Annotated in this window: 17 protein-coding genes and 1 tRNA gene; 9 read left to right on the top strand and 9 right to left on the bottom strand. The window is 70.0% G+C overall.

Annotated elements, in window-relative coordinates:
• Positions 1-77: 77 nt before the first annotated feature.
• The gene (locus ACESMY_RS10005) at positions 78-566 is read right to left on the bottom strand and encodes a VOC family protein (protein WP_372784437.1); all 489 of its coding nucleotides are present in this window, start codon (positions 564-566) and stop codon (positions 78-80) included.
• 131 nt (positions 567-697) lie between these two features.
• On the opposite strand from ACESMY_RS10005, the gene ACESMY_RS10010 reads away from it, so the two are divergent.
• A complete protein-coding gene (locus ACESMY_RS10010) occupies positions 698-2,110 on the top strand; it encodes a hypothetical protein (protein ID WP_372784438.1) in 1,413 nt (470 codons plus the stop codon).
• Positions 2,111-2,176: 66 nt separating this feature from the next.
• Here ACESMY_RS10010 and ACESMY_RS10015 read toward each other — a convergent pair whose 3' ends face one another.
• A complete protein-coding gene (locus ACESMY_RS10015; protein ID WP_372784439.1) occupies positions 2,177-3,361 on the bottom strand; it encodes a serine hydrolase domain-containing protein in 1,185 nt (394 codons plus the stop codon).
• 89 nt (positions 3,362-3,450) lie between these two features.
• Between ACESMY_RS10015 and ACESMY_RS10020 the strand changes: the two genes are divergently transcribed.
• The 3 genes from ACESMY_RS10020 to ACESMY_RS10030 all read left to right on the top strand — a co-directional run bounded on the left by ACESMY_RS10020 (position 3,451) and on the right by ACESMY_RS10030 (position 7,540).
• Entirely contained in the window at positions 3,451-4,563 is a 1,113-nt protein-coding gene (locus ACESMY_RS10020; RefSeq protein WP_372784440.1) for an NAD(P)/FAD-dependent oxidoreductase, read from the top strand.
• A gap of 65 nt (positions 4,564-4,628) precedes the next feature.
• On the top strand, positions 4,629-6,584 hold the full coding sequence (locus ACESMY_RS10025) for a M1 family metallopeptidase (protein ID WP_372784441.1): 1,956 nt from the start codon (positions 4,629-4,631) through the stop codon (positions 6,582-6,584).
• A gap of 11 nt (positions 6,585-6,595) precedes the next feature.
• Complete coding sequence (locus tag ACESMY_RS10030) at positions 6,596-7,540, top strand: NAD(P)H-dependent flavin oxidoreductase (RefSeq protein ID WP_372784442.1); 945 nt, start codon at positions 6,596-6,598, stop codon at positions 7,538-7,540.
• Between the two features lie 36 nt (positions 7,541-7,576).
• Here ACESMY_RS10030 and asnB read toward each other — a convergent pair whose 3' ends face one another.
• A complete protein-coding gene (gene asnB / locus ACESMY_RS10035; RefSeq protein WP_372784443.1) occupies positions 7,577-9,271 on the bottom strand; it encodes an asparagine synthase (glutamine-hydrolyzing) in 1,695 nt (564 codons plus the stop codon).
• Entirely contained in the window at positions 9,271-10,299 is a 1,029-nt protein-coding gene (locus tag ACESMY_RS10040; protein WP_372784444.1) for a glycosyltransferase, read from the bottom strand. The genes asnB and ACESMY_RS10040 overlap by 1 nt, the downstream gene beginning before the upstream one ends.
• Before the next feature lie 184 nt (positions 10,300-10,483).
• Between ACESMY_RS10040 and ACESMY_RS10045 the strand changes: the two genes are divergently transcribed.
• Complete coding sequence (locus ACESMY_RS10045) at positions 10,484-11,140, top strand: PEPxxWA-CTERM sorting domain-containing protein (protein WP_372784445.1); 657 nt, start codon at positions 10,484-10,486, stop codon at positions 11,138-11,140.
• A gap of 55 nt (positions 11,141-11,195) precedes the next feature.
• Here ACESMY_RS10045 and ACESMY_RS10050 read toward each other — a convergent pair whose 3' ends face one another.
• On the bottom strand, positions 11,196-12,377 hold the full coding sequence (locus ACESMY_RS10050) for a CehA/McbA family metallohydrolase (RefSeq protein ID WP_372784446.1): 1,182 nt from the start codon (positions 12,375-12,377) through the stop codon (positions 11,196-11,198).
• A 205-nt stretch (positions 12,378-12,582) separates the two neighbouring features.
• On the opposite strand from ACESMY_RS10050, the gene ACESMY_RS10055 reads away from it, so the two are divergent.
• Both ACESMY_RS10055 and ACESMY_RS10060 read left to right on the top strand, forming a co-directional pair.
• Positions 12,583-13,173, top strand: a complete 591-nt coding sequence (locus ACESMY_RS10055) for an OmpA family protein (protein WP_372784447.1) — start codon at positions 12,583-12,585, stop codon at positions 13,171-13,173.
• A gap of 8 nt (positions 13,174-13,181) precedes the next feature.
• A complete protein-coding gene (locus tag ACESMY_RS10060; RefSeq protein ID WP_372784448.1) occupies positions 13,182-13,922 on the top strand; it encodes a hypothetical protein in 741 nt (246 codons plus the stop codon).
• A gap of 1 nt (position 13,923) precedes the next feature.
• On the opposite strand, the gene ACESMY_RS10065 is transcribed toward ACESMY_RS10060, so the two are convergent.
• Positions 13,924-15,465 (bottom strand): M56 family metallopeptidase, encoded by a 1,542-nt coding sequence (locus tag ACESMY_RS10065; protein ID WP_372784449.1) that lies wholly within the window; start codon positions 15,463-15,465, stop codon positions 13,924-13,926.
• Complete coding sequence (locus tag ACESMY_RS10070; RefSeq protein ID WP_372784450.1) at positions 15,458-15,823, bottom strand: BlaI/MecI/CopY family transcriptional regulator; 366 nt, start codon at positions 15,821-15,823, stop codon at positions 15,458-15,460. Before ACESMY_RS10070 ends, ACESMY_RS10065 begins: the two co-directional genes overlap by 8 nt.
• A 127-nt stretch (positions 15,824-15,950) precedes the next feature.
• Between ACESMY_RS10070 and ACESMY_RS10075 the strand changes: the two genes are divergently transcribed.
• Both ACESMY_RS10075 and ACESMY_RS10080 read left to right on the top strand, forming a co-directional pair.
• A complete protein-coding gene (locus tag ACESMY_RS10075) occupies positions 15,951-18,149 on the top strand; it encodes a TonB-dependent receptor domain-containing protein (protein WP_372784451.1) in 2,199 nt (732 codons plus the stop codon).
• Between the two features lie 95 nt (positions 18,150-18,244).
• Positions 18,245-18,321 (top strand) — tRNA-Met (locus ACESMY_RS10080).
• Between the two features lie 17 nt (positions 18,322-18,338).
• Here the strand turns inward: ACESMY_RS10080 and ACESMY_RS10085 are convergent.
• Positions 18,339-18,500 (bottom strand): hypothetical protein, encoded by a 162-nt coding sequence (locus ACESMY_RS10085; RefSeq protein WP_372784452.1) that lies wholly within the window; start codon positions 18,498-18,500, stop codon positions 18,339-18,341.
• Between the two features lie 52 nt (positions 18,501-18,552).
• A complete protein-coding gene (locus ACESMY_RS10090; protein ID WP_372784453.1) occupies positions 18,553-20,214 on the bottom strand; it encodes a glycosyltransferase family 4 protein in 1,662 nt (553 codons plus the stop codon).
• Positions 20,215-20,261: the final 47 nt, after the last annotated feature.

Genomic DNA, 20,261 nt, shown 5'->3' on the forward strand with positions numbered 1-20,261 from the left:
ACAGCGCCGGACTTCGCCGGCTAGGGCCAAGCTACACGGCTTTCGGCGGTGGCCGCACCCCTGAAAAAACGCCGGTCTCAGGCCTGCGGCGACATTTCCGAGGTCCAGAGGTCGAGAATCTCGCGCGCCTGGTTCCGCGACGGGTCCATTGCCGCGTCGTGGTCGGGACGCTTGGCGGTCAGCTCCACCACATAGCCGTTCGGGTCGCGGAAATAGATCGAGTCGATGAAGTGGTGATCGGAGACCCCGCGGGTCTCCATGCCCAGCGACTTGCCCTTCGCGAACATGGTCCGGAGCGTCTCGGGCGAGACCTCCAGCGCGACATGCAGATCGAAGTCGTGCTGGGTCTTGAACTCGAAATCCATGTCCGGCGCCTCGAAGAAGGCCAGGAACGAGCCGTCGTCCATCCGGTAGAAGGTGTGCAGCACCTTGGTCGGCCGGCCGCTCTTGGTCTCCTGGATGACCAGCGAGCCGCTGAGCGGCAGCCCCAGGAAGTCCTCGTAGAACGCCCGCGTCGCTTCGGAGTCCCGGCAGCGGTAAGCGCTGTGATGCAGGCCCTTGATCATGGGGCGGATGCTGTCACGCGGTGGGCTCGGCGGCAACGGCTTGGCCCCTCGATGCGTCACTGCGGCGGACCCGGATAACGCGTTCATTGAACCTTAGCGCTGGGGCCCGAATGTGTCGGGAGGAGCGTCCCATGGTTGCAATCTCGACATCGGCTGTCACGGCCCAGAGGCCGATCCTTCCGCCGCCGTCGCCGAAGGCCGAGGCGCAGGACACAGCGGCCGCGCCGCCTACCTCCGACCCGGTCGACACCGTCACGCTGTCCAACCAGGCCCGGCAGATCCTCGACGGCAAGGCGCCCGCGCCGCCGGCGGACCCGTCTCCGCCCACCCAGGACCAGATCGCCACGGCGGTCGCCGCCCTCAACGACACCTCGGGCAAGACGGCGGTCGGCGACCAGCTGAACGCCTACGCCCTGCTGACGAACATCCTCGCCAAGGGCCAGGTGCTGCTCGACAACCGCCTGCCACCGGCGACCCCGCCGCCCGGCGGGATGATGAGCGAGGCCGCCGCCCAGGCGGCGTTGGTCTCGTCCTTCTCGCAGCGGCTAAACCAGGTCCTGGCCACGGTCGACAGCCAACGCGATCCGGACACCAAGTACGACGAGACCGACCCCACCACCTTCACCGGGAAGGCGGCGACGGCGTTCAACGCGCTCTCCGCTGACGACCAGCAGATCTATGTGGCGGCCAAGACGCTGAGCAAGAGCCTCGGCGCGGACGACACGCCCAGCGCGCGGCCGCCGGACGGTTCTTCGCCGCCGGACGTGAAAGCCATAACGGACGCGCTCGCCAAGGTGGACGACGGGTCCGGCGGGGTAATGGGCAAGGACCAGATCGCCGCCCTCAACCTCTTGAACGGCGATGTGCCCGCCGGCGGCGGTCCGGCCGGGCAGGCGGTGGCGATGAACGCCGCGGCCTCGCCCTTCGCTGCCCGCCGGGCCCAGACCCAGACGCTAGTGGAGAAGTACCTCGTGCCCGGCGAGGACCCCTATCCGCAGATGCTGGACAACCTGAACAAGCTCTCGCCCGAGGACCAGGCGACCTATTTCAGCACCAGGAGCAAGGCCTCCGACGGCACGGTCCTGTTCGGCTCGCTGGACAGCCTGAAGGACAACCTGACGACCCGCGAGAGCATGCTGACGCTCTACAACCAGGTGACGCAGGCCTATGGCGTGAGCGACCTGACCCAGCTCAAGACCCTCGCCCAGAAGAACAACCCGGCCCTGCAGAAGCTCGAGACCCTGTTCCGCGCCGACCAGGAAAGCGACGCCTGGACGGCCCAGGTAAAGGACTTCCTCAGCCACACGACCATGGCCGACCTGGGCCTCGCCCCGGTGGGCGACGACGGCGACCCGGACATGGCCAAGGCGCTTGAGACGCTGGAGGCGGTGCTGAGCGACGCGCGGGACTTCGCCAAGGCCATCAAGACCGGCAAGGGCGAGAAGTGGGAGCCGATCACCGAGGCCAAGAAGCACGGCGCCAAGGTCCAGCAGGCGGCCGACCCGCTGGGCGCGGCGAAGGCCGAGGCGGGGATCACGACCTGAGGGCGTAGCCGGCCAGATGCTCGTCGAGGTGCGCAAGTTCGAGAAGCACACCAGACGCGATTGTCCTCAACTCCCCTTCGTCGCCGCCTTCACGGCCTCCAGCATGGCGTTGCGCGCCGCGCTCAGTTCCTTGCCGGTGGCCTTCGGCCAGGCGGCGTTCTGGACGACGATCAGGTGCTGGTCGGAGAAGGTGGTGACCGACTGGCCGAAGATGCCGACGGCCTCGTAGGACTGGTTCGGACGGATCCACCAGAAATAGCCGTAGCCGCCCCCCGGGATCCCGTTGTCGATCTGGCGCCTGGTGGCCTCGGCGACCCAGGTCGGCGGCACGATCGGCTTGCCGTTGGCGACCCCGCCGCCGGCGATGAACAGGCCCACCCGGGCGTAGTCGCGCAGCGTCATGGAGATGCAGCAGCCGCCGCGCTCCTGGCCGCCGGGATCGGTCATCCAGATGGCGTCCTGCTCCATGCCGTAGGGCTTCCAGATCTTCTCCGAGGCGTATTGCGCCAGGGTCTCGCCGGTCGCCTTGGAGACCAGCACGCCCACGAGGTCGGTCTCGCCGGTGTTGTAGTTGAACTTGGCGCCCGGCGGATTGGCGCGCGGCAGCTTGCGCAGGTAGCTGACCATCGGGTTGATCCCGGGCTCGGTGACCGAGCCGCCGGCCTGGGCGACGTCGGACTTCGGGTCTGTATAGTCCTCGTTCCACTTCACGCCGGAGCTCATCATGAGCATCTGGCGGACGCTCACGCCCTCATAGGCCGAACCCTTGAGGTCGGGGATGTAGCGGGTGACGGGATCGTTCAGGCTCTTGATCTTGCCGTCCTGGATCGCGGCCCCCACCAAGGTCGAGGTCACCGACTTGGCCACCGAGAACGAGGTCCAGCGGTCGCTCGGCTTGCGGCCGAGGCCGTACTTCTCAAGCACGATCCTGCCGTCCTTCAGCACCAGCAGGCCCGACACCCGGTAGGCCTTCATGTAGTCGTCGATCGTCCAGGTCTTGCCGTCGTAGGTGAAGGTCGGCTCGATCTGTCTGGCGGCCACGGGCAGGGGGTGGACGGTCTTGCCGCGCTTGATGGTGTGGGTCTTGAAGATCGTCTCGATGGTCCGATAGCCGCTCGACTGCTCGTCCGGCGCCCAGGTGAGGATCGAGGCGATCGCGGCGTGCGACGCCGGGTCGATCGGCACCTGGGCGTGGCTCGCGCCGGCGCCCAGCGACACGACCGCGACCGCGGCCAGAACCAGCTTCTTCATCGACCTTCCCCCCCAGGCTTCGTCGCAGCATAGCTAGCAGGTGGGGCGGCGGTTTGCATCCGGCGCGGCATGCTCTAGGCGTGGGACCCATGGCCGAATTCGACTTCGATGCGGTGGTGGTGGGTGCGGGCGCCGTGGGCCTGGCCTGCGGCTATGCCCTGACCAAGCGCGGGATGGTCGTCGCGGTGCTGGAGCGCGAGGCCGCCATCGGCCAGGGCGTTTCCTCGCGCAATTCCGAGGTGATCCACGGCGGGCTCTACTACGAGACGGGCTCGCTGAAAGCGCGGCTGTGCGTCGCCGGCCGGCGCGCGCTCTACGCCTTCCTCGAGAGCCACCACGTGGACTTCGACCGCTGCGGCAAGCTGGTGGTGGCGACGACCGTCGACGAGGTCGGCCGGCTCGACGCCATCCTGCAGCAGGCCCGGACCAACGATGTCGAGGGCATGGCCCAGCTCTCGAAGGGCGAGGCGCTGGCCCTGGAGCCGGCGCTGAAGTGCGAGGGCGCGCTGATCTCGCCGCAGAGCGGGGTCTTCGACAGCCACGGCTACATGCTGGCCCTGCAGGGCGAGATCGAGGCCGGCGGCGGGGCGGTGGTGCTGTCGACGCCGTTCGAGGGCGCGACGCCGCTGGCCGGCGGAGGGTTTTCGGTGCGGGCCGGCGGCGAGGAGCCGGCCGAGCTCACCTGCCGCTACCTGGTCACCGCGCCCGGCCTCTCGGCCCAGGCCGTGGCCGCCGAGATCGACGGCTTCCCGGCCGCCACCATCCCCAAGGGGCACTACGGCAAGGGGATGTATTTCCGCCTGGTCGGCAAGGCACCGTTCGCCCGGCTGATCTATCCGCCGCCGATCCACGGCGCGCTCGGCACCCACTACCGCCGCGACCTGGGCGGCCAGGCGGTGTTCGGGCCGGACCTGACCTACGTCGACACCCTGGACTATAGCGTCGACCCGGCCGCCGAGCCGGCCTTCGCCGAATATATCCGCAAGTTCTGGCCGGGCCTGCCGGAGGGAGCGCTGACGCCTGACTACGCCGGCATCCGCCCCAAGCTCCATGGCCCGGACGAGCCGCAGCCCGATTTCCGCCTCGACGGGCCGGCCGCACACGGCATCGACGGCCTTATGACCCTGTTCGGGATCGAGAGCCCGGGGCTGACCTCATCGCTGGCGATCGGCGAGGAAGCCGCCGCGCGGCTGGGACTCTAACCCCGCGCTTGCACGGTCGGCGCGAGCGGGCCAGATGGAGGCTCGGGTCTCGGGGAGCTGGCGATATGGGTTTGGGTTTTCTTGCGTTCCTGGCCGCGGCGGTGGCGGCCGGTTCGGTCCAGGCCCAGGCCTACGATCCGCTCAAGACCTTCGCGCCCCTGACCTTGCCGGCCGCGGCGAGCACGCTTCGAACCGGCGCCGGGACGCCGGGCCCCGCCTACTGGCAGAACCGCGCCGACTACAACATCGACGCCAAGCTCGACACCGCGGCCCATGTGCTCTCCGCCGAGGTCACGATCACCTACACCAACAACTCGCCCGACAGCCTCGACTTCCTCTGGCTGCAGCTCGACCAGAACATCTACAAGCCCGACAGCCGGGCCGGCGCCTTCGGCGGCGCGGGCCGGCGGCGGGGCAACAGCTACACCGACGGCTACGCCATCGAGGCGGTGTCGGCGGAGCGCGGCGGCAAGGCCGCCCCGGCCCACTTCGTGATCAGCGACACCCGGATGCGCGTCGACCTGCCGGGGCCGGTGAAGGCGGGCGGCGGCCAGGTGAAGCTGCATGTGCGGTATCACTACACCGTGCCGGGCCTGTTCGGCGGGCGGACGGCGTGGAACGAGAACCCGCACGGGGCGATCTACGACATCGCCCAGTGGTACCCGCGGATGGCGGTCTATGACGACGTCCACGGCTGGGACACGCTGCCGTATCTCGCCAACGAGTTCTACCTTGAGTACGGCGCCTTCGACTACGCGGTGACCCTGCCGGGCGACATGATCGTCGCCGGGTCCGGGGCGCTGACCAATCCGCAGGAGGTGCTGAGCGCCGAGCAGCGGGCGCGGTTCGAGCGGGCCAGGACCAGCGACAAGACCGTGCTGATCCGCACGCCGGAGGAGGTGCTGGCGAGCGTTCCGGCCAAGCCCGGCGTCACCAAGACCTGGCGCTTCCACATGGAGCAGACGCGCGACGTGGCGTTCACCGCGAGCCGCGCGTTCGTCTGGGACGCCGCGCGGATCAACCTGCCGGACGGCAAGACCGCCATGGCCCAGTCGGTCTATCCGCCGGAGAGCGTCGGCGAGAACGCCTGGAGCCGGTCGACCGAATATATGAAGGACGCCGTCGAGCGATTCTCCAGGCGCTGGTACCCCTACCCCTGGCCGAACGCGATCAATGTCGCGGGGCCGGCGACCGGCATGGAATATCCGGGGATCGTCTTCGACGGCATCCCGGACAAGGCCAAGACGCTGTTCTTCATCTCGGCGCACGAGATCGGCCACTCGTGGTTCCCGATGATCGTCGGCTCCGACGAGCGGCGCGACGCCTGGATGGACGAGGGCTTCAACACCTTCATCGACGTCTATGAGTCCGACGATTTCGCGAACGGCCTCTATGGGCCCAAGCGCGACGGCGAATATGCCCCGGGGCCCGAGGCGCCGGGCGACCAGATCGCCGCCCTGCTGAACGACAGGGAGGCGCCCGCGATCGTCAGCCGGGCCGATGCGGTGCGCGAGAAATACCGCCACCCGGTGACCTATTTCAAAACCGCCTTCGGCCTCACCCTGCTGCGCGAGGACATCCTGGGGCCGGAACGGTTCGACCCGGCGTTCCGCAAGTTCATCGCCGACTGGGCCTTCCGGCATCCCAAGCCCAGCGACTTCTTCCGGGCCATGGAGAGCGCCGGCGGCGAGGACCTGTCGTGGTTCTGGCGCGGCTATTTCTTCGAGAACTGGACCCACGACCTGGCGGTGACCGAGGTCAGCTATGTGGGCGGCGAGCCGTCGAACGGCGCCCAGGTGACGGTGGTCAACCTCGGCCAGCTGATCCTGCCGGCGACGCTGCGGGTGACCTACAAGACCGGCGAAAAGCGCGAGGTGAAGCTGCCGGCCGAGACCTGGATGCAGACCGGCAGCCACGTCGTGACCCTCGATCCGGGCCCGGCGATCGCCGAGGCGACGATCGACCCGGACCACCGGCTGCCCGACCGCGACCGGGCGAACAACAGCTTCAAACCGAAGTAAGGCGGCCCGCCATGAAGAACCGCATCACCGATCTCCTGGGCGTCAAGTATCCCATCGTCCAGGCGCCGATGGGCTGGATCGCCCGCGCGCAGCTGGCCTCGGCGGTCTCCAACGCCGGCGGGCTCGGCATCATCGAAACCTCCTCCGGCCGCCTCGACGAGGTGCGGGAAGAGGTCAAGAAGATGAAGACGCTCACCGACAAGCCCTGGGGCATCAACGTCGCCCAGGCTTTCGTCCGCGACCCCGACATCGTGCAGTTCGTGGCCGACCAGGGCGTCACCTTCGTCACCACCTCGGCGGGCGACCCCAACAAATATTGCGAGGCGCTGAAGTCCAAGGGGCTCACCGTCTTCCATGTGGTCCCGTCGCTGGCCGCGGCCATGAAGGCGATCGACGCCGGGGTCGACGGCCTGGTGGTCGAGGGCGGCGAGGGCGGCGGGTTCAAGAACGGCCGCGAGGTGGCGACCATGGTCCTGCTGCCGCTGGTCTGTTCGAAGGTCTCCGTGCCGGTGATCGCCGCGGGCGGCATCACCGACGGGCGGACCATGGCCGCGGCTTTCGCCCTGGGCGCCGAGGGCGTGCAGATGGGCACGCGGATGGTCTCGTCGGCCGAGAGCCCGGTGCACCAGAACTGGAAGGACGCGATCCTCAACGCCAAGGAGACCGACACCGTCTTCCTGAACCGCTTCGGTCCCGGCCCGGCGCTGCGGGCGCTCCGCACCGCCAAGACCACCGAGTACGAAAAGGCCCCGCCCGAGAACATCATGGGCGAGTTCGGACGCGCGCTCGACCTCTACTTCGGCGGCGACATGGAGGCCTCCATCGCCCTCTCGGGCCAGGTCGCGGGCCGCATCGACGAGGTGAAGCCGGTGGCCCAGATCATCTCCGAGACCATGGCCGAGTTCCAGGCCACCGTGGCCGAGATCGGGGCGAGGTACGGGGTCGTTCCGGCGTAGGGCAGATTGACCACGGAAAACACGAAGCTTCCGGCCTCAGACCGTCCCTACCACGCTCTCCAGGGCCTCGGCCGGGGTCGCGCCGTCGAGGTGGATGCGGGACCATAGCGCCAGGAAGAGCAGGGGCCAGCGGACGCCGTCGCCGCCGGCGGTGAAGGCGGCCTGGGCGTCGGGCTTCACGCGGCGGACCGCTTCGATATCGTTGAGGCGCGCGGCGATGTCGGCGGCGCGGGGCGCGATCCAGGCCTCGACCGGGACCGTGAAGCCCTGCTTGCGGGCCCAGGGCTCGGCGGCGGGGCAGGCCTTTTCCAGCCACTTCCGCAGCAGCCACTTTCCGTAGCGCCCCTGCACCTTGAACCTGTCGGCGAGCGGGAAGGCGAAGGCGGCCACCTCGCGGTCGAGGAAGGGTGTGCGGCCCTCCAGCCCATGGGCCATCAGGCAGCGGTCGAGCTTGAGCAGCAGGTCATTGGGCAGCCAGGTGGTGATGTCGGCCCACTGGGCCTGCTGCAGGGGCGTGAGGCCCGGCGGCGGGGCGGCCTCGGTCCGCCAGCGGGCGAGGGCGGCGGGGTCGGCGCCCCGGGGCTCGGCCGGGCGGCCGCCGAGCCAGGCGGGCCGCAGCGCGCGGCGATAGCGGCCGTAGCCGCCGAAGAGCTCGTCGCCGCCCTCGCCGGTGAGCACGACGGTGAGCGTGCCCTTGGCGGCCTCGGCGAGCTTGTAGGTCGGCAGGGTCGCGTAGTCGGCGGTGGGGTCGTCGAGCGCCCAGGCGACCTGAGGCGCGATCCGCCAGAAGTCGGCCTCGCCGAAGCTGGTCTCGCGCCAGTCGAGGTCGAGCGCCCGGGCGACGCGCTCCGCCTGGCCGCGCTCATCGGCGGCGCCGGGGGCGTCGAAGCCGCAGGTGAAGGCGGTGACCGGGCGCTCGTTCAGCCGCGACATCAGGGTGGCGATGGCCGCGCTGTCGATGCCGCCGGATAGGAACAGGCCATAGGGCACGTCGGAGCGCTGGTGCACCCGGACGGAGTCTTCGAGGACGGCGTCGAGCTGTTGGATCAAGGCAGCTTCGTCCGTGTCGCGGGTGAGGTCTTTGGGGCGCCGCCAGCTCTGCCGCCAGTTGGAGACGATCCTCCCGTCGCGGACTTCGCAGACTTCGCCGGGGGCCAGTCTCCGCAGGCCCTGGAAGAGGGTGCGGGCGCCGAGCGTGTAGTTGAAGGCCAGGAGTTCGCGGGCCGCCTCGTCGTCCAGCACGGTCTGCATCAGGCCGGCCTTCAGGAAGGCGCGGGGTTCGGAGGCGAAGGCGAGGCCGCCCCCGTGCTCCATGATGTAGAGCGGCTTGATGCCGAAGGGATCGCGAGCGAGCCAGGTGCGGCCGTCGCCGCCGATCAGGCACAGCGCATACATGCCGCGCAGGTGTTCGAAGGCCTTCGGGCCCTCTCGCGCGTAGATGTGCAGCAGGGGTTCGAAATCGGAGCCGGTGGCCAGCGCGCCCTCAAGCGCATGGTCGCGCGCGAGCTCGACGTAGTTATAGATCTCGCCGTTGCCGATGACCGTGGAGCCCGCGGCATGCAGCGGCTGCCAGCCACCCTCGAGGTCGATGATCGACAGGCGCGCGTGGGCCAGCGCAGCGCCGGCTCGTTCCTCCACGCGGACGCCGTCCGGGCCCCGATGGGTGAGGGCCGCGATCATCTGCGGGACGCGTTGATCGGTCCCGCTCAATTGGCCGGCGATGCCGCACATCAGCCGACCCCGTAGTCCGCGAAGAGCAGCTTCCACTGGCTGACGACGGCGGCCTCGGAGAACTCGGCGGCGACCCGGCCGAGGCCCCGCTGGATGAACTGGGCCGCGAGCTTGGGCTCGGCCAGCAGGCGGCGGACGCCGGCGGCCAGCGCCTGGGGGTCGTCGATGGGGGTGAGGACGCCGTCGCGGCCGTCCTCGATCAGCGCCTTGGGGCCCTGGCTCGCCGCGGCAACCACCGGCAGGCCATGGGCCCAGGCCTGGATCACCACATTGCCGAGCGGCTCGTAGCGCGAGGGGAAGACGCAGACGTCGGCCGCCCGATAGAGCGCCGAGGGATCGGTGCGCCAGCCGAGGAACCGCACGCGGTCGGTGACCCCCAGCGCCTGCGCCATCGCCTTCAGCTTGGCCTCCAGCGGGCCGACGCCGGCGATCCACAGGAAGGCGTCGGGGACTTCGGCCAGCGCCTGCAGGCTGACGTCGTGGGCCTTGGACTCGTGCAGCCGGCCCATGGCGAGCAGCAGGGGGGCGTCGGCCGGGGTATCGAGGCTGGCCCGGTCGAGCGGCGCGCCGTCCGGCGGGGCGGCGGCGAAGTTGGGGATGCAGCGCACGCGGCCGGCCGGCCAGCCCTGGCCGACGATCCACTCGGCGATGTCCTCGGTGTTGGCGACCAGCTCTTCGAAGCCGGCGTAGTATTTGAGATTGTAATAGCCGCCGAGCCGGCCGATCCGCGCCCAGGGCCCCTTGGGCGTGTGGCGCGCCGCGCGGTTCATCCAGGCCAGGCAGAGCTGCGCGCCCTGCAGTTTCGCATAACCGGCCACGGCGGTGCGGGTGAGGATGTCGATGGGGCCGCCGAAGCCCAGCGTCCTGACCGGAATGCCCGCGGCCTTCAGCGCGGCCTCGCGGCCCGGGTGCCGGCGGATCGCCGCGGCCTCGGCGACGCCGGCGCGCCGCAGCGCCGTCAGCAGGTCGACGAAGTAGGTCTCCGCCCCGCCATCGCCAGCCGTTCCCAGAAGGTGCAGCACGCTCATGTGTGCGGCGAACCTAGCGGGTCAGGGGTGCGAAGGGGAGGGGCCTTGGCGGATCCCCTTCGGAGGTCGCTGCGCGGGGTCTGCTCGCATGGCAGGTGAAACCGCTCGCGTCCCATATAAGGATTCTATTATGTCGCTCCGTACGCGCGAAATGAGTCGCGCGAGTTCAGGGTGCTTCAACCGTATGAAATTCCGCATCATCTCCTCGGCCATCGCGGCCAGCCTGCTCGTCCTGGGCGCTTCGGCGGCCAATGCCGCCACCGGCTTCACGCTCGATATCAACACCCTGTCGAACGGCACGCCCGATACGCCGCTGTTCACGCTGCGCAACACCTCCGACACGGCGTCGCTGACCAGCTTTTCGCTGAACTTCGCGCCGAACCCGAACAACATCGACCGCGCCATCAGCTTCACGCGCCTGGACGACGGCGCGCCGCAGATCCAGTTCACGGTGACCAGCCCCGACGAGTCCGACGGCGGCACGCGCGCCGACGGCCTGTTCATGACCTTCACCGGCTTCGACGCCCGCAACCCGGACGAAGGCCTGCGCTTCCAGGTGGACTTCGATCCGGACAGCTCGAATTCCAGCAACTCCGATTTCCGCAACATCCTGTTCAACAACGGGGCGTTCAACAACGCGGTCCTGACCGTCGGCTTCTCGGACGGCACGACGCTGACCCAGACCATGCCCGACGACGCCATCAAGACCGACTACGTCTTCACCGGCTCGAACGCCGGCGGCGTGCCGGAACCGGCGAGCTGGGCCCTGATGATCGCCGGCTTCGGCGGCGTCGGCGTGGCCCTGCGCTCGCGCCGTCGCCCGGCGGCGCTCACCGCCTGAAGGCCGCGCGCCGCCCTCTCCCTCCCGCTGCGTGGGGGAGAGGCGGCGTCCGGGCTCAAAATTTCGGGTCGAAGTTGAAATAGATCGGGTTGGAGAGACCCAGCATGTTTCCGCTCAAGGCCATGGAGCCGGGGACCTCAGGGTAGGGGGTCGGCGGGCCCTCGACCTCGACGCGGTAGTAGGTGCGGCCGGCCGGCGCGGGGGTGTCGGTGAAGTCGGCGGCGGGCTTGGCGCCGCTCATCCGCAGGGTGGCGAACGTGGCGCCGTCCTTGACCACGCGGACCGTGTAGGCGGCCTGCGGCGGTGTCTTGCCGGACAGCTGGACGTGGAAGGTGACCGGCTTGCCGGTGGCCCTGGCGTTGTCGCCCATCATCATGTCCATGCGGCCGTCGCCATCGAGGTCGGCGTAGAACTCGACGCGCGGAGAATAGGGGTTGGCGCTGACCGAGACCCGGCCGTTGGTCAGCGCGTCGACCACCGCCTGGCCGGTGCGGGATTTGGCGAAGACCCAGGTGGTGGGCGTGCCGACGTTGTTCTCCGGCGCCTGGTAGCTGAGGCTGGTGGCCTGGGCGGGCGTGTCCGGATAGCCGTGGTGCGAATCGCTGCCGCCGCGGCCGGTCATGTGGCGGCCGGACTTCAGCATGTCGTCCCAGATGTGCATGTTGATGGCGTTGTTGGCCCAGACCGCCGAGTTCCAGGCTTCGACGGAATCCACGAAGTCGTACGAGAAGGCGAAGGCGTCGCGCGTGCCGGGGTGGTTGGCCGACAGGTGGATGCCGAGCCGCTTTTTCACCGCCGCGATCTTCACGTCGCGGTCGTCGGCGACGTCATAGAGCGCCTGGTGGTCGTAGGGCTTGGCGGCGATCGCCGTGCCGTGGCCGCGGTGGGTGGTCCATTCCGCGCCATAGAGCAGGACGACCGATTGGGAGCGGTACTCGGGGTCGGCCCAGGTGTGGTGGGCGACGTCGCCGTTCACGTGGTTGTCGTGGTCGGAGATCAGCAGGTAGTCCATGTGGACCGTCTCGGCCAAGGCGATGATCTTCCGGACCGGGTTGTTGCTGGAGTCCTTGCTGTGCCGCGAGTGGATATGGAGGTCGCCCTTCATCCAGACGCCGTCGGTCAGGCTGGCGATGGGCGGCAGGCGGCCAGGGTCCTTCTCCGGTGGAGGGGCCCCAAGGGCCGAGCCGCCGAGGGCTCCGGCCAGGACCAGGGCCGCCAAAAGACCGAACGCGCGCATCGTGATTCTCCCCCCGAACGGAACCGGCGGACGCCATGGTGGCCGACGATTGTTGCGCGCCGATAGCGCCGGCGGGCGACGGCGGCATGACCGGGCCGCAAAATTCGTACGGTCAAGCTATGCCCACAAATGGCCCTCTTCGGACGCGATCTAGAACCTGTCGAATAGTTAATGGTGGTTCGGAACCGCCGAAACGGAGGGACTTATGATCCAGCGTGGGTCGAAGATGATGATCGCGGGGGCGATGATGTTGGGCGTGGTGAGCCTCGGCGGCTGCGCCACCAAGAAATTCGTCACCGAGCAGGTCGGAGCCGTGGATACGCGTGTTTCCGACGTCTCGGCCCGGGTCGCCGATCACGACACCAAGCTGGCGAGCCTGGACCAGACCTCGCGCGACGCGCTGCAGCGGGCGACCGCGGCGGGCAAGCTCGCCGAGGGCAAGTTCCTCTATTCGGAGGTCCTGACCGACGACAGCATGAAGTTCGGCGTGTCCAAGGCGGCGCTGTCGCCCGAAGCGCAGGCCCGGCTCGACGCCTTCGTCGACAAGCTGAAGACCGACAACCGCAACGTCTATGTCGAGGTCCAGGGCCACACCGACGCCACCGGCCCGAAGGACTTCAACTACAAGCTCGGCGAAGAACGGGCCGAGGCGGTGCGCCGCTACCTGAACGAACACGGCGTGGCGCTGAACCGGATTTCGACGATCTCCTATGGCTCCGACGTGCCGGTGCAACCCAACAACAAGCGTGAAGGCCGTCAGGCCAACCGCCGGGTCGTGCTGATCGTTCTGGCCTAGGCCAAGCCGTGGCGGCCGACGCCGCCCGTGCGGCGAAGGCGCGCCGGCGCTCGGCCCGGCGCGGCCTCGTGACCGCGGCGCTCAGCGTCGCGGGGCACGGTCTGGCCATCCTGGCGCTGCTGACGGCGCACCGCGATTCGCCCAAGCCGCTCGTCGAGCCGGAACCGATGACGGTGGCCCTGGTCGACGTCCCGCCGGCGGTCGAGCCGCCGGCGCCGCCGGCTCCGGCCCCGCCTGAGCCGCCCAAGCCGCCGCCGCCTCGGAACCTCGCACGGCCCACCAAGGCTGACCGCCCCGACGCACGGCCGATCCCGGCCCGCGATGCGCCTATCCGCGCGGAAGGCGTCGAACTCAGCGACGCCCAGGTCGCCTCGGCCTCCGCGGCGGGCGCCGGCGCGGGCGGGCGGCCCTGCGACATGGCGCGCAGGCTGCAGACGGCGCTGCGCAAGGACCGGCTGGTGCAGGCCGCCGTGGCCGACGCCGACCGCGTGGCCGGGTCGAGCGGCAAGGCCCATTACATCTGGAACGGCGACTGGGTGCAGAGCCGCGGCCAGGACGGCAACGGCCTGGCCGCCGTGCGCGAGGCGATCATGTGGGAGGTGGCGTTCGCGCCGGAAGCCTGCCGCGCCGAGCCGGTGCACGGGCTGGTGCTGTTTTCCCTGAACGATGCGCCCGGCTCGGCCCGGCTGGTGGTCGGCTCCGGCGAGTGGCGCTGGTCGGACATGCTCAGGCCGCGCGGCGGGGGCTAGCTCAGCAGAGCTGGTTGCGCAGGCCGCAGCGGCGCAGGTCGCCGCTCCAGGACGCGGACATGAACCAGCCGCGGCCGCGATCGCGGAGCGCGCGCCGGCCTTCCTCGACCTCCTGCGCCGTCTCCGGGCGGACCCAGGGCGTCACGGTGACCACCTGGCCGTCGCCCAGCGTGATCCGGCCGCTCTGGCCCGACGCCAGGGCCACGGCGCCGGAGTTCTCCGGGCGGAACCGGCGGTCGAGGCTGGCGCCGACCAGGAACCGGTCGCCTTGCTGGCGGACGCTGGTGAACAGGGAATAGCGGCTGCCCTCGCGCAGATAGTAGCCGAAGCGGTATGCCGACTGGGATCCGAAAGCGGTGAGGTCGGTGGTGAGCGGATGGCCCTCGGGATCGGTCATGGTCGCCAGCACGCGCACGGCCGAGCCGGGCTCTACCGAGGAAAGGTCGGCGATCATGAACACCTTCTTGGTGTAGGGCGGCGGGGTGGTGGGCTCTTCCGTGGGCGCGGCGGCGGAGGCGATCGTCGGCGCCGGCCCGGTCAGGGTGGTGGGCCGCCAGGACGCGTCAACCGGCCGGGCGCCGGCAGGCGACGAGGGCGCGGGGCGGGGCGGGGCTGCGGCGGGCTCCGTCCAGCTGATGGGCGCAGGCGCGGCCTGTTGCGGGGCGGCCTGCCAGACGACCTGGGCCGGGCGGGCGGCCCAGGCCGACCAGGCGCCGACCAGCCCCAGCAGGGCGACGGCCGCGGTCCCGAGGCGGCGCTGGGCGGGGTCCGGGGCCTGGCGTGACAGGAGGCCGATGCGCTCGGCGAGCGGGTGGACGCCCTGCGCCGGCCAGTAGCAGCCGATCGGCAGCGGGCGCACGGCGAGCTGGGTTTTCAGCATGGCCTCGGCATAGGAGCGGCGGGCCTTGGGGTGGGCGGCGACCACCTGGGCGTCGCAGGCGAGCTCCTGGTCGATCCGCAGGATGTGGGCCGAGAGATGGACCAGGGGATTGAACCAGGCCGCGCAGCGGGCGAGCGCCACCAGGGCGTTGATCCGCGAATCGTGCCGCGCGATGTGCGTCGCCTCGTGGGCCAGGATCACCAGCTGCTCGCGCGGCGTGTAGCGCTGAGCGAAGTCGTCAGGGGTGACGATCCGGGGCCGCAGCACCCCGATCACCGCCGGTCCGGCGCGGCCTTCGCGCAGGGCCCGGCCGAACTGGACCTGCCGCCAGACCAGCCAGCCGAGGCTCGCGAGACCGCCGGCGATCCAGAGGGCGGTCAGCAGCGGCGGGAGGTCGAAGGCGGCCGGCAGGGGCGCGGTGGAGGCCGCGGCCGCGGGCGAGGCGGTCTCGGGCCACATCTGGGCGGCGTGGGCCTGGGTGAGCGTCACCACGCGGGCCGGCAGCAGCATCGCCAGCGCCGCCAGGGGAACGAGCGACCAGAGGCCGTAGGCGATGCGGGCCCCGAACAGCCGCCGCGCCGGCAGCCGCAGCAGCATCACAGCGGCGATGGCCGCGGCCACGGCCAGGTTGACCCGCAGCAGGACGAGCAGCAGGTCACTCATCTTCCAGGCCCGCGATCAGCTTCTTGAGGAGCTGGATGTCCTTGGGGGTCAGCGCGCGGTGCTCGGCGAAGTGGGCGACCAGCGGGGCGACCTCGCCGTCGAACAGCCGGTCCACCAGGCTCTGGCTTTCCGACTGCACATAGCTCGAGCGGGAGACCAGCGGGCGGTAGAGGTAGCCCGCCGCCTCGCGCCGGCCCTCGATGGCCTTCTTGCGCAACAGCCGGGTGATCAGGGTCTTGACGGTGCCGGGCGCCCAGCCCTGGGCCTCGCCCACCTCGGCGATGATCCCGTCAGGCGTCAGCGGCCCGCAGCGCCACAGCGCCTCCATGATCTGGCTTTCAGCCCCGGAGATCTTCACGGCCCGCGATCCCTCGCCCGGATTAACGAAAATACACGTGTATTCTAGATCAAAGTACATCTGTATCCTAGTCGCGCCGGCCGGCTTGGCCAGTGACTTTCCGTTCATGTTGCGAGGGGCCGCACCGTTGAAGACCTGCCTGATCTGGATCGCGTTCGCCGCAACGCCCTCGGCGGCCTTCGCGCAGGAAGCTTCCCCGCCCAAGCCCGCGCCGGCGAGCAAGCCTGCCGCGCCCAAGCCGCCGGGACGAACGGTTGGCGAGGTGGTGGTGACGGGCCAGGCGCCGGCCGTGCAGACCGCCATCGACCGCAGGAGCTATAGCGTGGCCGGCGACCTGCAGGCCCAGACCGGCTCGATCGGCGATGCGCTGCGCAACCTGCCCTCGGTGGAGGTGGACGTGCAGGGCAACGTCAGCCTGCGCGGCGACCCCAATGTCACGATCCTGATCGACGGCAAGCCCTCCAGCCTGTTCAGCGGCGACAACAAGGGCCAGGCGCTGCAGCAGCTGCCGGCCGACCAGATCGAGCGCGTCGAGGTGATCACCAACCCTTCCGCCGAGTTCCGCGCCGACGGCTCGGGCGGGATCATCAACCTGATCAGCAAGACGGCGAAGGGGGCCGGACGCACCGGCTCGCTGCGGGCGACCGCCGGCAACGCGGGCCGCGCGACGGCCAGCGCCAGCGGCGGCTACAATTCCAAGGACCTGACGATGGCCGGCGACCTCAACTATCGCCGCGACGGCCAGCGGCAGGTGACGGTCGAGGACCGCCAGCGGTTAGACGCCGTGGCCGGGGGTTTCGACGACATCACCCAGAGCCAGCGCTTGCATCTGTGGCTCGACACCGGCGCGGCGCGGGGCAGCTTCGACTACGACCTCGATCCGTCCACCCGAATCGGCGGCGAGCTGCGAGGCAACTACACGGACTTCCACCTGCGCAGCCCGAGCCGCTTCGCGCAGGACGACGTCTCGGGCGCGCCGGCCGAGGTCTTCGACCGGCAGCTCGCGGTCGACCAGCGGCGGGCCAACGCCGCGGTGGCGGCGAACCTGCGGCGGAAGTTCGCCGGCGAGGGCCACCAGTTCACCCTCAACCTCAGCTATGAGGCGACCAACGACGACCGCATCCGGGCCGGGCGGACGACGAGCCTCCTGCCGGTCCTGCCGGACGCCTTCGACAGCCAGCGGCTGGACTATGGCCAGCACCGCACCGAGCTGAAGGGCGACTACGTCCGGCCGCTGGGCGCGGGGGTGACGCTGAAGGCCGGGTTCGACCTGCAGTACGACGACAATGCCTACGGCAACCGGGGCTTCCGCGGCCCCTCGGCCGGCGCGCTGGCGCCCGATCCGACGCTCACCAACCGCTTCCTCTACCGGCAGCGCCTCAACCAGGCCTATGTCACCTACGAGCGGCCGTTCGGCGAGCTGACGGTGCTGGCGGGCCTGAGGCTCGAGGACGTGCGCATCGACCTCGACCAGGCGACCCAGGGCCAGAAGGACAAGAACGACTACACCAAGCTCTATCCGAGCCTGCACCTGGCCTGGAAGCTCACCGATGCGGAGCAGCTCAGCGCCAGCTACAGCCACCGGGTCCAGCGGCCCGATCCGCTGGAGTTCAACGCCTTCCATTTCCTGCTCGACCCGCTGAACTTCCGGGCCGGCAACCCGGCCCTGAAGCCGCAGGAGACCCATTCCTACGAGGTCGGCTACCAGGACCGCGACGGGGCGGCGCTCTATCAGGCGACGCTCTACTACCGGGAGACCTTCAACGGCGTCGCCGACGTGATCCGCGACCTGGGCCCAGGCGTCTTCCTGACCACGCGGGAGAACGTCTCGAAGAGCCGCAGCGCCGGCCTGGAGCTGGTGGCCAACGGCCGGCTCTCGAAGACCCTGACCTATACGCTCAGCGCCAACGCGCTCTGGACCCAGATCGACCCTCAGCCGCTGGGGTCGCCCGAGACACGCTCGGCCGTCACCGGCTTCGGCCGCGCGAGCCTGAACTGGCAGGCGACGCCTGACGACCTCTTCCAGCTCAACGGCTTCCTGAACGGAGAGCGGCTGACGCCGCAGGGCCACATCGAACCCACCGGCGGCCTGAACCTCGGCTACCGCCACAAGCTCGACGACAAGGTGTCGCTGATCTTCACCGCGCAGGATCTCCTGAGCACGATCCGCTTTCGGCAGGTCATCGACACGCCGATCCTGAAATCGCATCTCACCCAGAGCTTCGACTCGCGGCTGTTCCTGGCGGGTTTCGTCTGGACCTTCGGCGGCGGCCGCCAGCGCGACCCCGGCTTCGACTTCCAGACCGGCGGGGCGGCGCCGCAGTAGCGGCCGCGCCGTTCCGCCGCGCGGCCAAGCCGCTTGAAGCGGGGATTTCGAGCCCCTATAACCCGCGCCTCGCGCCGGGACCCTGGCCCTACCGAGGCTGGGTAGCTCAGATGGTTAGAGCGGTGGATTCATAACCCACAGGTCGGCGGTTCGATCCCGCCTCCAGCTACCAGGGTCCCGCGCGAATTCTCAGGTCTTGCCGGGCGGCGTCTCGATCTTGTCGGGACGGTCCGGCGGCGGCGGGCCAGGGGTCTTCTGCTGGGCGCCGTCGCCCCATTGGCCGCCGTAGACGGAGGGATCGGCGGGCTCTTCGGTCTTCGGCGGCGTGGCCGGTTGCGGCTGATCGGGCATCGAAAAGCTCCCTTCGCCTGTTCAACGGCTGGACGGCCCGATGGCTGCCTGGCTACTCCGCGATCCCGGGCGCGAGCGTCACCACATCGATCTTCGCCAGTCGGGCCGCGACCTCAGCCATCTGCCGCGTCGACATCATCGCTGCGGCCGCCAGGGCTTCCACGGTAGACGGTCCGTTCTCCAGGGCGGCCAGGAGGCTGTCGACGATTTCCGGATTGACGGCCCACAGCGACAGCAGCTGCTCGCCAATTCGCGCCCGGTAGAGCTCCGGCGTCATGCCCGGGGTTGGAGACACCAGGGTCGCCGCGCCGACGTGGTGTGTTGGATAGCCGGCAAAGGTGTCGAAGGGGCCCGCGTGATCCGCGCCGGTCCGAGGCGCCCGCGCCAGCCAGCCGGCGATGGCGGGGTCGGCGCCGCTCTTGCGGCGGATCTGCGTCTGTTCATCCCAAAGCGCCTGGTAGCTGCGAAAAACCACCGGCCAATCGAAGGTCGAGCGGGCGCGAGCCCGGCCGGCCGCGCCCATGCGCCGTCTCAGAGCGGGGTCCGTGACCAGATCGCCCAGGCGCGCCGTCAACTCGCCCATGTCGACGGCCACCGCGGTGTTGCTGCGCGAGAGATATTCCGGGAAGCTGTTGTGGCCGACCTCGTGGTCACGGGCGATGGCCGCGCCACTGCCGGGCTCAGGGGCCCAGGTCCCGATGCGAAATCCATCGACGCCGTCGCGTACGGTGTCCCGGTAGCCGTTCCAGTCGCTCACCAAGGCGGGAAGCCGCGCGGCCATCGCCTCCACAGGCGTGATGCCGAACGTCTCCTGGATGCTATCGGCGAGCGAGATGAACAGATCGGCCGCCACCCAGGCCCGGCGGTAGGCGGCGGCATCCTTGCCGTCGACGAAGACCACCCGCACGGCGGGGCAATAGGTGGCCGTGGCGGACTGGAAGACCTGGGCGATGGCCGCGTTGAAAGCCTGGCCGGCGAACACCAGGACGATCGTCCTTCCGGTCTCCGTGGCCGTCTGCTGGAGCGCGCGCAACATGGCGTAGGGATTGGCCTTGCCATTGATCGAGAGGCGTCCGGCGCAGAGCACCGCGATGGCCTCGGCCCCGAGATCGAGCTCCTCGCGCGCGGCCCGCCGTTCGTCCTCCCGGAACGCGAAATCATCGCAGTGGACCCCCAGCGGAATGACCGGGAGCAACGGCCGGTTGTCCGGGACCGCCAGCCCCGTTCGCCAACGCAGGTACTCGGCCTGCCGGTCCATCACCGCGGTCACGACGCCAAGCGCGGCGGTCGAGGTGCAGATCAGCGCGTCCCACGCCATCAGCGGCTCGACCAGGAGCGCCGCGACGCTCTCGAGCGACGGTCCGGCCAGGGTGTGGGTGACGCCGCAGATGCTGTAGGCGGCAGGTCCGGCGCGAAGCCGCTGCCGCGCCGTCGGGCCCATCACGTGGTCCGGGCGGTAGAGCAGCCCGACCTCAGCCAGCAGGTCCAATCTCTGGGCGGGAATCCAGCGGCTTTCAGCGGTGGGGTCGATCTCGGCGACCGTGCGCCGGAAGACATCCGCGGACTTGCGAGAGGGGGTGTAGGCGGTGACGGGCTGGTCGCCCCGCGCCTGCACGGCCGCGCGAAGGAAGCCGTTTCCGGCCGATTGCCGGCCCATCAGCCTGGAGCCGGTGAGCAGGTACCCGTCGGGTTCGAACAATATGGCGGCGTTCACCGGGCGCCCTTAGCACGCAGGTCAGGCGGTCGGAAGCCGCGCCTCGG

Origin of the sequence: Phenylobacterium sp., from assembly GCF_041691455.1 — a bacterium.
Lineage (GTDB): Bacteria > Pseudomonadota > Alphaproteobacteria > Caulobacterales > Caulobacteraceae > Phenylobacterium.

Bases quoted from the DNA above. Each gene is read 5' to 3' on its own strand.
- ACESMY_RS10065 (WP_372784449.1), bottom strand. From the start codon at position 15,465: ATGAGTGACCTGCTGCTCGTCCTGCTGCGGGTCAACCTGGCCGTGGCC.
- ACESMY_RS10025 (WP_372784441.1), top strand. From the start codon at position 4,629: ATGGGTTTGGGTTTTCTTGCGTTCCTGGCCGCGGCGGTGGCGGCCGGT.
- ACESMY_RS10045 (WP_372784445.1), top strand. From the start codon at position 10,484: ATGAAATTCCGCATCATCTCCTCGGCCATCGCGGCCAGCCTGCTCGTC.
- ACESMY_RS10055 (WP_372784447.1), top strand. From the start codon at position 12,583: ATGATCCAGCGTGGGTCGAAGATGATGATCGCGGGGGCGATGATGTTG.
- ACESMY_RS10015 (WP_372784439.1), bottom strand. From the start codon at position 3,361: ATGAAGAAGCTGGTTCTGGCCGCGGTCGCGGTCGTGTCGCTGGGCGCC.
- ACESMY_RS10005 (WP_372784437.1), bottom strand. From the start codon at position 566: ATGATCAAGGGCCTGCATCACAGCGCTTACCGCTGCCGGGACTCCGAA.
- ACESMY_RS10010 (WP_372784438.1), top strand. From the start codon at position 698: ATGGTTGCAATCTCGACATCGGCTGTCACGGCCCAGAGGCCGATCCTT.
- ACESMY_RS10040 (WP_372784444.1), bottom strand. From the start codon at position 10,299: ATGAGCGTGCTGCACCTTCTGGGAACGGCTGGCGATGGCGGGGCGGAG.
- ACESMY_RS10030 (WP_372784442.1), top strand. From the start codon at position 6,596: ATGAAGAACCGCATCACCGATCTCCTGGGCGTCAAGTATCCCATCGTC.
- asnB (WP_372784443.1), bottom strand. From the start codon at position 9,271: ATGTGCGGCATCGCCGGCCAATTGAGCGGGACCGATCAACGCGTCCCG.
- ACESMY_RS10085 (WP_372784452.1), bottom strand. From the start codon at position 18,500: ATGCCCGATCAGCCGCAACCGGCCACGCCGCCGAAGACCGAAGAGCCC.
- ACESMY_RS10020 (WP_372784440.1), top strand. From the start codon at position 3,451: ATGGCCGAATTCGACTTCGATGCGGTGGTGGTGGGTGCGGGCGCCGTG.
- ACESMY_RS10050 (WP_372784446.1), bottom strand. From the start codon at position 12,377: ATGCGCGCGTTCGGTCTTTTGGCGGCCCTGGTCCTGGCCGGAGCCCTC.